Here is a 10,340-nt window from a genome sequence, read left to right as displayed (position 1 = left end):
ATCAATTGGTCCCGCGTTCGAGTCGCGGTCGGCCCACCATATTTAGAAAACCCAGTCATTATATTAATAGTGACTGGGCTTTTTTTTGCTTAAAATTTCACTTTATTTTTTACGGTTTCGTTTAAAAATAGTGAAGTCAGTGTCTTTTCGCCACAGTAGCTTATGCTTAATCGTGTCTTTAATCGTCCGTGGATGCTTGGGTGCTTGCGTAATCAGCATATCAAACGTTTCTGCGTCGATTGCTAGCTCACGCCCATGTGCCATCATAACCATAGAGGGTTTTAACGCCTTTATTCTTTGTAGTGACTGAATATAGACTTTAGGATCATAAATAGGAAAAGGTGCCACAAACTTATGACGCAGCTTGATAATGAGGTCGGCCGTATAGACTTGCCGACTTGGTATATGAAATAGAGATAAATCACGATCTGTATGACCGGGTGTTTCCAGTACTCGCCATTCATCAAATTTTGGCACACTATCCCCATCTTTAACGATAATATCAGGCGTAAGATGGGCAGGATAATACAGATTTTTAAGGGAGCGACCTTGACGTCTCGCCACATAATGCGCAAGATTTATATCCACAAAATGCATGGCATGCCCACCGATACCGCTATACCATTGACGCTTTTTTTCTGCCGAAACAATGATACAGCCCGTCTCTTTTCTAAATTGATGAGCGCCGCCTGCATGATCAGGATGCATATGGGTCACCACGACGACTTTTAGATCGCTGATTGGTCGCTGTAACGTCGTTCTAATATAATCTAATACCATCGCCACATCAGGGCGGCAACCACCGTCCAGCAGCATAATTTTATCTGGATATACCGCAAGATAAGTACTTTGGATATATCCTTCTAAACGTACAATTTCACATAAACTCATTTGCATTCCCTGCTACATGATTGCTCACTGTTATAGCATCCCTACTATAGGAGACGCTTTTAACGTGCCTTAATAGGATTTAGTATAACGCCCACCATTCAACTTGTAATGACTTTGAGTGAACGCTTGTGGCTATAAATTGCTTTTTTATAAAACTTGCCATCAAAAAAAACCCAGCGCTAAAGCTGAGTTTTCGTTAAATTAGTAAAATTTTAAAAGTATCAGAAGTTTAAACTTAATACTACCTTATGCCAAGTCACGAACCTTTGGCTCACGTTCCCACAGACGAGATTTAGCATTCTCAATAAAAGTATCCAATTCAGCCAGTGGCGTGACAAAGGCGTCTTTTTCGATAGGTAGCTTACTTAAGATAAACTCATCAGTCGCCCCGCAATAAGCAATCGCTTTGCAATGTCCATAGGCATCATTGAACCAATCTAGTGCTGAGCTGTCTTTTGCTAGCTTTTTAGCTTGGTCTGGCATAATAATACTAACGACTGCGTCAAACATCACTGAAGGGCCGCCAGCGAGACGCTCATCTGCTTGTATGCGAGTGTCGTCATCTAAGACAACTTCTTTATTGGGCGCAACGATTTTCACGCTAGCACCCTGCGCGTTTGCCGCCTCTTCGAACTTTTTGATTTCACTATGCTTGGAGCCTTCAGCGACCAAGATACCAATCAAACGCCCTTGTAGACTTTTCGGCGTTAGACCAATGGTTTGTACTGCTTTCGATGTCGCCATATCCTGTACAGGAGCAGCGGCATCAGCAGGCTCTGGCAGTTCCATACCTAGCGCTTTTGCCACACGATTTGCCAAGTCTTCATCGATATGCGGTAGATGACTCAGCATACGAGTACGTACATGCGCCGTATCTACTTTACCTAACTCAAAGGCATAAGCAGAGGCAATGTGCGCTTGCTCAGCTGGCGTCTGGCTACGATAGAACATCCGCGGCTGACTATAGTGATCGGCAAAACTTTCTGCACGCACGCGACCTTTCACACCATCATCCAACTGTTCGTGGAACGATTCAAAGCCACGCTTGGCGCTTTCACGTGGTCTGGTTGGGTCTAAACTTTGTGGTTCATAGAGCACACGAGTCTTAGGTACTTGCATCTGCATATGACCATCTTGCTGATTATTAGCAAACGGGCATTTCGGCGCGTTGATTGGAATTTGGGTAAAGTTAGGCGAACCTAAACGTGATAACTGGGTGTCTAGATAACTGAACAAACGACCTTGTAATAATGGATCGTTACTGAAATCAATGCCCGGTGGCAGATGCGATGGACAGAACGCCACTTGCTCTGTTTCTGCAAAAAAGTTATCAGGATAGCGGTTCAGCACCATTTTACCCACGACTTTCACTGGCACCATCTCTTCTGGAATCAATTTAGTGGCATCTAAATGATCAAACGGGAATTTATCAGCTTCTTCTTCAGTAAATAACTGTACGCCAAACTCCCATTCAGGATAGTCGCCATTATTAATGGCTTCAAACAAATCACGACGATGATAATCAGGGTCAGCGCCTGAGATTTTTACCGCCTCATCCCACGTGGTTGACTGTACACCGAGTATAGGTTTCCAATGGAAACGGACAAAGGTGCTCTTGCCTTCTTTATTGATTAAGCGATAGCTGTGAATACCAAAGCCTTCCATCATACGTAAACTGCGTGGTAGTGCACGATCACTCATCAGCCAAATTAAATTATGCATGGTCTCAGGACTTAATGACACAAAGTCCCAAAAAGTATCGTGCGCCGAAGCAGCTTGCGGAAAGCCACGATCCGGCTCTGGTTTGACCGCATGAATCAAATCTGGAAACTTCATCGCATCTTGAATAAAGAAAATCGGCATGTTGTTACCAACGATGTCCCAATTACCTTCTTCGGTATAAATCTTCACAGCAAAACCACGCACATCACGTGGCGTATCTTTTGAGCCTTTGTTACCTGCAACCGTAGAAAAACGGGTAAATAAAGGCGTCTGTTTACCTGTTTCAGTCAAAATTTTCGCCGTAGTGTACTCTTCTAATGATTCTGTCAGCTCAAAATAACCGTGAGCAGCACTACCACGCGCATGAACGATACGCTCAGGAATACGTTCATGGTCAAAATGATGAATCTTTTCACGCAATACAAAGTCCTCTAATAAGGTTGGCCCACGTGCGCCTGCTTTTAGAGAGTTTTGATTGTCAGAGATGACGACACCTTGTTGGGTCGTTAGCACTTTAGTGTCATCCCCTGCGCGCTGGTGAGTCTCACCGCCATTGCCACGTTCCGTATTCATATCTTTAGCGGGGTCAGTATGATCAATATTATTTTTCATTATGCATCCTAGCTAGTAATTAAAAGTAGGCTCTATTTCTTTAGAACTTTTGTATAGAGCTGTCTTTAATATTAGCCAAAAAATATGACTAATTCATGGCACTCCTTGTTGATATTTGGTTAAAGTTTGCAGCCGTGATAAAGCCGTAATTTCAGCGTATTTAAAGAGAGCTTCAACGTTGACGATAGATTCTTGTAATGTGGTGATTTTTTAAGGTATGCTCTTAGGAAGCATTAAAACAGTTGATAAATAAAATGGGCATGGTTTTAGCCAACTATTTATCTTTTTTATACGATTATAAGGCGACCTACCATGTTATCAACTTCAAATACTCCGTCCAAAAAACCTTATCACTCATTGCTAATGGGTGCGTCAATCGGACTAATGGCACTGACTTTCAGCCAAACAGCTGCCGCTATTACAACCAAAAATATTACCTATACCGTGGATGATCAAGCATACGAAGGCTATTACGCCAAAGCCGACAAAGCTAATGCGCCTTTTATCCTACTCATTCATGATTGGGATGGATTGACAGACTATGAGCGTAAACGTGCTGATATGTTAGCAGGCGAGGGCTACAACGTATTGGCGGCAGACATGTTCGGGCAAGGCGTTCGCCCTACTTCCATTGAAGAAAACAAACGCTTAACTGGGGAGTTATACGATGATCGTAATAAAATGCGCCGCATACTTCAAGGTGCGCTGAATGCTGGAAGACTACAAGGTAATGATGTGCGTAAAGGCACTACCATGGGATATTGTTTTGGTGGTACCGTTGCTCTGGATCTGGCGCGCTCAGGATTTGAGCAAAAAGCATTTGTACCCTTCCATGGTGCCTTTGATATTCCAACGGGTCAAAGTTATGACAAGACAACTGGAGAAATCTTAGTATTCCATGGCTCTGCTGATGAATCTGTCTCTCTAGAGAGCTTCGCCACTTTGGGTAAGACGCTAGAAGCCGCCAACGTACCGCATGAGATGGTGACATACAGTGGTGCACCACATGCCTTTAGCGTGTTCGGCAGTGATAGATATGATGCACGTGCAGATGAGCGCTCGTGGAAACGCTATTTGGATTTTTTAGCAAATGAATATAAATAATTTTAATTTATATTTTATAGGAACAGCGACCCTTATTCATTAACCAGCCTATCTCATTGATAAATGAGTCGATTAAAAGCCAAGGAAGCCAATTATGTTATTGAAGAACGACGTATTGCGTGCGCGTGTTAGATTGTTAGGCGCATTTTTAGGTGAGGCCATTTCTCGCCAATCTGGGGAGGATACCCTACGTACTATCGAAACATTGCGCAAAGGCTTTATTCAGGAGCGCCGTGAGCATAATCCAGCACACAAACAGCAGCTGATTGATCTTATTGCCTCATTAGACAATCAAACCTTAAAAAACGTCATTCGCGCATTCTCTATTTACTTTTTCCTCGCCAATTTAACGGAAGAAAACTATCTGCGTGAGCAACGCCGTACTATGCGTGCCCAGTCCAATCAAAGCTGGGAGGGCTCCTTTCGCCGCACCTTGTTAGAATGCCGTGAGCGGCAAATCGAACCTGCGCAAATCAAAGAGCTTATTGATCACCTTAAATTTATTCCTGTTTTTACGGCTCATCCTACCGAAGCCCGTAGACGCACCACCATGAATATCTTGCAGACCCTCTATGAGCATACCGATGCCATGAGCGACTATCCCGAAGGCAGTCTAGCCTTTATGCAAGCCAAGCAAAAAACAGCAGAAACCATTGACTTACTGTGGTCATCAGACGAAGTTCGCAGCCGAAAACCTTTGGTTTATGATGAAATAAACAACGGCTTACACTATTTTGATGCCAGCTTATTCACTGCCATTCCCAAAGTGTATCGTAATATAAAAGACGCTATCGTCGATATCTATCCTGAGTTAATCGACTACCCTTTACCCGCCTTTGTCAGTTTTGGCTCTTGGATTGGCGGCGATAGAGATGGCAATCCATTCGTCACCCATGAAACCACTGAAATGGCGGTATTGATGCATGCTAATACCGTGCTACGCCATTACCAAGTATTGGTCAGAAAATTGCGTCGTGAGCTGATTCATAGCGATACTATCGTCGATATCGCGCCAGAGATTTATACCCGTATCAAAGACTACAGCACACTCGATAAAAAAGTCTTTTGCTACAATCCTGATGATTACAATAATGAGCCGTACCGAAGATTGCTGTCCATTATTCTGGCTAAAATAAAAGCGACTAACCAGCATATCCAAAGCCAAGGCACAGATAAAGAGGCTGCACAAGAGGCTTACTCAACACCGACAGCCTTGTTAGATGATTTACGCCTTATTCGCAAAAGTGTCAATACTCATGACAAAGCACATGGCGAAGGCTTACTGCTTGATACCATTCGCCTAGTCAAAACCTGCGGCTTTCATTTGGCTGCGCTGGATATTCGCCAAGATTCAGGATATCACGGCGAAGTTATTGCAGATATTTTCGCTAGCGCCTCGAATCTGCCCGACTATCACACCCTCAGCGAAACAGAGCGCCAACAATGGCTAACCCGTTTGCTAGAAAAGCCAGGTGCACCGCTGATTTATACCGACAACTTAAGCGCGCAAACACACGAACAGCTTGCTCTGATGAATTCTGTCGCTAAACTGCGTAAACTGGTCGGCGACGATACTTTTGGTAGCTATGTAATTTCAATGACCAATAACGCCAGTCAGCTGTTAGAAGTGCTGCTACTGATGCGTTTTGCAGGTTTATCGGGTATTGATAAGAACGGGCATTTATTTTCTGCCCTACCAGTTGCGCCACTGTTTGAAACCATCGAAGATTTAAAAAATATCGATAAGATTATGCCAATGGTATTGGACAATCCGCTATATCGGGAGTTACTTGAGCACTCAGGAAACATTCAAGAGATTATGCTTGGCTACTCAGACTCCTCTAAAGATGGCGGCATTATTACCTCCGCTTGGCAGTTATATAGTGCCCAGCAAACCATCACCGATATCGCCAATCAATATGGTATCACCACCCGCCTGTTCCATGGTCGTGGTGGTTCCGTCAGTCGTGGTGGTGGCTCAACCCATCAAGCCATTGCCGCGCAGCCTGCTGGCACTTTACATGGACAGATCAAATTCACCGAACAAGGCGAAGTACTTTACGCCAAGTATGCCAATCCAGATACTGCCGTGTTTGAATTAACCATGGGAATCACGGGGGCGCTCAAAGCCAGCTCGTCACGATTTGTCGAACAACCCAAACAGCTAGATAGCTATGAAGCGTTGTTTGCTGATTTGGCAGATGCAGGCGAACAGCAATATCGTGAGCTGACGGATAACACAGAAGGCTTCTATCAGTTTTATTCTGAGGCCACGCCAGTACAAGAGATTTCATTACTCAATATTGGCTCGCGTCCTGCTCACCGTAAAAAGGGACTGCCGAGCAAATCGACGATTCGGGCGATACCGTGGGTATTTGGCTGGTCATTGGCGCGCTTTACCCTTCCCGCTTGGTATGGCGTGGGCAGTGCTTTAGATAGCGTCAAAAAAGACGAAGCGTTAATGAAAGAGATGAATAAAAACTGGCCATTTTTCAATGTCTTTATCAGTAATATTGAAATGGCTTTTACAAAATCCGAGATGAATATCGCCCGTGCATACAGTCAACTGTGTAAAGACGAAAGCTTACGTGAGCAAGTCATGCAGGCAGTGATTGATGAGCATGAACTGACGCACGCAGGTCTCAACTCCTTGCTAGAACAAGCGTCTTTACTCTCAAACCAACAAGAATTAGCTCATTCATTAGAATGGCGTAACGCCTATTTAGACCCTATTAACTATATTCAGATTGAGCTACTCAAACGTATGCGCCAGCCTGATAACGCTAGTGATGATAAATTGGAAAATAACGAGAGACTGGCTATCGAAGATGCATTAATTCGTAGTATCAATGCTTTGGCAGCAGGGCTACGCAATACGGGTTGATATTTATAAATAGTTTGGTCTTTACGGATTCAAACTTATATAAAGCTGAGTTGATTCATGGTGTTATCACAGTGAATCCACTCAGCTTTTTACGTTAATAGAGTTTTTTGAATACCAATATTTGATTGTTAGATGGCATCTCATAACGCTTACTTAACGTTAAATGATGTGCATTTGCCAAATCTATAACGTCTTCTAAATGACGGATACCACTGTTAGCATCGCGCTGGCGTAAGCTATGGTCAAACTGACGATTGCTTGCGCTGCTATAAATGCCATTTTCGTTAAATGGTCCATAAACGATGAATTTACCATCTAAAGGTAGCATATCACCGACCAATTGGAATAACTTAGCCACTAAAGACCACGACATAATATGCAAGCTATTGGCGGTAAATACTGCATCATAAGGCGCATCGGCAACCTCATTGACTGGCACTGAATCACGCGATACATCAAAAGTAAGCGGTGCATATACATTAGGGGCAGGATAATCAGCATGCCAAGCATTGATGGTGGCGTGATTGACAAACATATCACTAGTCTGCCATGTTAAATGAGTCAATCTTGGTGCGAAATACACACTATGCTGACCCGTACCCGACCCAACCTCTAACACATGAATAGAATCTTGCAACTCTTGCTGTAAAACTTCTAAAATCGGCTGTTTATTATTTTCACACGCTTGAGAAAATGCTATGCCAGCAGGAGCAATCGATTGGCTATTATCTAAATCATCATTCAACACTGCTAATATCCTTATATATCTTCATTACTGTAGCTTTGATATTAATAATGGCGACAAGCAAAGCGTCGAAAAAACTAATAAATACCCGCTTCTACCCCAGCTGCCAGTGTCATCGCAAGCTCTTCGACTTGCTCAGTAAAATTTTCGTGCCAATCACCTTGCAAAATCAGCGCCTCTTGAATCCATGACCAGCGCAATCCAGTAGTAATCGTCTTGATAGCAAGCTTAGTACCCGTACCATCATGTCCTGCACGAATGTATAGTGCAAATGGCATGCCTTGCTTCTCTTCTAGCACAGGATAATAACAACGATCAAAAAAGTCTTTGGTCAGCCCTGCCATATATGCTAGATTTTCAGTCGTTCCTAATAATAGTGCGTCAGCTGCCAATACATCTTCAGGCTGGGTATCTTGCGGTAACTTTAATATGACATTGATATCTAAATCAGGATGACTAGCGCCATCATACGCCGCATGAGCCAATTTTTTGGTATTAGGCGATGGCGCATGCGCGACAATAAGTAAGGTTTTGCTAGCCATATTAATCACCTTTATAGAGGCTATTAACTTTTGGAATTAGTAGTTTTTGGAATCAACAACTCTTAGGATTAATAGTTCTTAGAATTAATAGTTACCTTTTGAATGATATCAGGATGGATGCTTTTAGCAACCGGACAAGTCAGCGCAGTGTTATAAAATATTTTTTGTGTTTTATCATCTAGCTTTTGATTAAAAGTAATCGCAACATGTACTTCACTTACCCGTCTTGGATCAGCAGACATTACTTTTGTCACTTCAGCCGTAGTACCTGCAATATCAATTTCCATATCACGAGCTTTAATACCAATAATGGTCAACATACAACTGGCTAAGCTCGTCGCCAATAAATCAGTTGGTGAAAAAGCTTCGCCTTTACCCTGATTATCAACTGGTGCATCAGTAATGATTTCATTGTTTGATTGCAAGTGAATAGCGGTAGTACGCAGGTCGCCTTGATAAGTTACTTTTGATGTGGTCATAGGTTTTCCTTTGATAGTTGTTATATTTGGCTTACTTCTTTTTAGAAGCTTTTAAATAGTGCGCTGATTAACAATATATCTTCTTAATAATCTTCAGTTAAAAATTGAGATTATGGCTTTAGATTTTTCAGAGAAAGGATTTATATATGATGCCACTAATTCACTGCCAAAGTATTACTGGGTCAATATTTGAAGATAGCAAGTAAGACAAAATCAAGATGCTTTAATATCAACATTCATACGTCTGTTAATTTTTCTGATTATAAAGCTCAATAAATTGCCTAGAAAACTCCTCAGCTAAGGTTCTACTATCTGTGATAGTAATACTTTCGTTATTGTGTTGAGCATTACTTGTCCAGTTATACGATCCATGAATAACTTTATATAAATCTATTATGCAAAATTTATTATGCATTAATTTTTTTCCCCAATGAGAACTTGGGGAAATCTTTTTATATTCAATGCCTCTAGAACCAAAGTCTAAGCCGTATTTATCAGTGGTTACATCATCGTTTACGATTATTCGTACATTTATCCCACTCTGATTTTTGTTACGTAATTCATTTCCAATATCTTTATCTGTAAACCATGCTACAGCGACCCAAATAGTAAATTCTGCAGCCTGAATCGCTTCAATAATTTGATTTTTTATTTCCTGAAAGTGTGCAGCAATCATTATTGGGTCATCAACCCCAGAACCAGTCACTTTAAAAATTCCTAGGTCATCCATTTCAAAAAAATAACCGTCATACTTTATTATTCTACTAAGTTTCGAAGCTATTTCATCAGGGTTACTAACTCTTCTAATATCAGGAATCGCTTCAATTAACTTCTTAAACTGGGGACTACCATTTACTTCTTTCAAGCGTTCATAAGTATACTCATTTCTCGACCATGCATTTGGAAGACCTCCATTAGAATATTCATCAGATAACCCAAAAGCATTGAAAAACTTAATCAGTTCTGGTCCTGACATATAAGGAGTTGGAGCACCATCGCCTGTAATGTAAGACTTGATTGCATTTAAGGTAAGATCTGAAACCTTCAATTCTGTATATCCTCCAAACTATAGCTTAATAATACTTGAAAACTTACTATCCTATAGATTTAGTAGTAATATCACAATCAATAGTATAAAAAGGAAAGAAATATTATTCACTCTTTCACATTTATAGACAACGTTATAGGTAAAAAGCATTGAATATCAAATAAATCCCCAAACAAAGAAAATCCCCCGCCTAGATAACTAGTCGGGGGATGTTTCAGAATAGAGAGCTGACGATGACCTACTCTCACATGGACGAATCCACACTACCATTGGCGCAATGATGTTTCACTTCTGAGTTCGGGAAGGGATCAGG

General features: G+C 41.8%; 8 protein-coding genes and 1 rRNA gene. 2 read left to right on the top strand and 7 right to left on the bottom strand.

What is annotated here, in order from left to right; translation table 11 throughout:
• Nucleotides 1–102: 102 nt before the first annotated feature.
• Both I3252_RS06855 and I3252_RS06850 read right to left on the bottom strand, forming a co-directional pair.
• The gene (locus I3252_RS06855) at nucleotides 103–891 is read right to left on the bottom strand and encodes an MBL fold metallo-hydrolase (RefSeq protein ID WP_238034652.1); all 789 of its coding nucleotides are present in this window, start codon (nucleotides 889–891) and stop codon (nucleotides 103–105) included.
• Nucleotides 892–1,137: 246 nt separating this feature from the next.
• Complete coding sequence (locus I3252_RS06850; RefSeq protein WP_238034651.1) at nucleotides 1,138–3,225, bottom strand: catalase; 2,088 nt, start codon at nucleotides 3,223–3,225, stop codon at nucleotides 1,138–1,140.
• 312 nt (nucleotides 3,226–3,537) lie between these two features.
• Here I3252_RS06850 and I3252_RS06845 point away from each other — a divergent pair, with 312 nt between their 5' ends.
• Both I3252_RS06845 and ppc read left to right on the top strand, forming a co-directional pair.
• Complete coding sequence (locus I3252_RS06845) at nucleotides 3,538–4,329, top strand: dienelactone hydrolase family protein (protein ID WP_238034650.1); 792 nt, start codon at nucleotides 3,538–3,540, stop codon at nucleotides 4,327–4,329.
• Nucleotides 4,330–4,423: 94 nt separating this feature from the next.
• Nucleotides 4,424–7,213, top strand: a complete 2,790-nt coding sequence (gene ppc, locus I3252_RS06840; RefSeq protein WP_238034649.1) for a phosphoenolpyruvate carboxylase — start codon at nucleotides 4,424–4,426, stop codon at nucleotides 7,211–7,213.
• Nucleotides 7,214–7,307: 94 nt separating this feature from the next.
• Here ppc and I3252_RS06835 read toward each other — a convergent pair whose 3' ends face one another.
• The 5 genes from I3252_RS06835 to rrf form a co-directional block, all read right to left on the bottom strand.
• Complete coding sequence (locus I3252_RS06835) at nucleotides 7,308–7,961, bottom strand: DUF938 domain-containing protein (protein ID WP_238034648.1); 654 nt, start codon at nucleotides 7,959–7,961, stop codon at nucleotides 7,308–7,310.
• Between the two features lie 74 nt (nucleotides 7,962–8,035).
• A complete protein-coding gene (locus I3252_RS06830) occupies nucleotides 8,036–8,500 on the bottom strand; it encodes a flavodoxin family protein (RefSeq protein WP_238034647.1) in 465 nt (154 codons plus the stop codon).
• A 68-nt stretch (nucleotides 8,501–8,568) separates the two neighbouring features.
• On the bottom strand, nucleotides 8,569–8,979 hold the full coding sequence (locus tag I3252_RS06825) for an OsmC family protein (protein WP_238034646.1): 411 nt from the start codon (nucleotides 8,977–8,979) through the stop codon (nucleotides 8,569–8,571).
• Nucleotides 8,980–9,226: 247 nt separating this feature from the next.
• Complete coding sequence (locus tag I3252_RS06820; RefSeq protein ID WP_238034645.1) at nucleotides 9,227–10,027, bottom strand: phospholipase D-like domain-containing protein; 801 nt, start codon at nucleotides 10,025–10,027, stop codon at nucleotides 9,227–9,229.
• 225 nt (nucleotides 10,028–10,252) lie between these two features.
• Nucleotides 10,253–10,340 (bottom strand): 5S ribosomal RNA (gene rrf, locus I3252_RS06815); the annotation flags it as partial.

The sequence above is a fragment of the Psychrobacter sp. Ps4 genome (assembly GCF_022129285.1).
Classification (GTDB): Bacteria; Pseudomonadota; Gammaproteobacteria; order Pseudomonadales; family Moraxellaceae; genus Psychrobacter; species Psychrobacter immobilis_A.
Note: the sequence above shows the minus strand (reverse complement) of the source record. Positions and strands in the feature narration are given on the sequence as shown.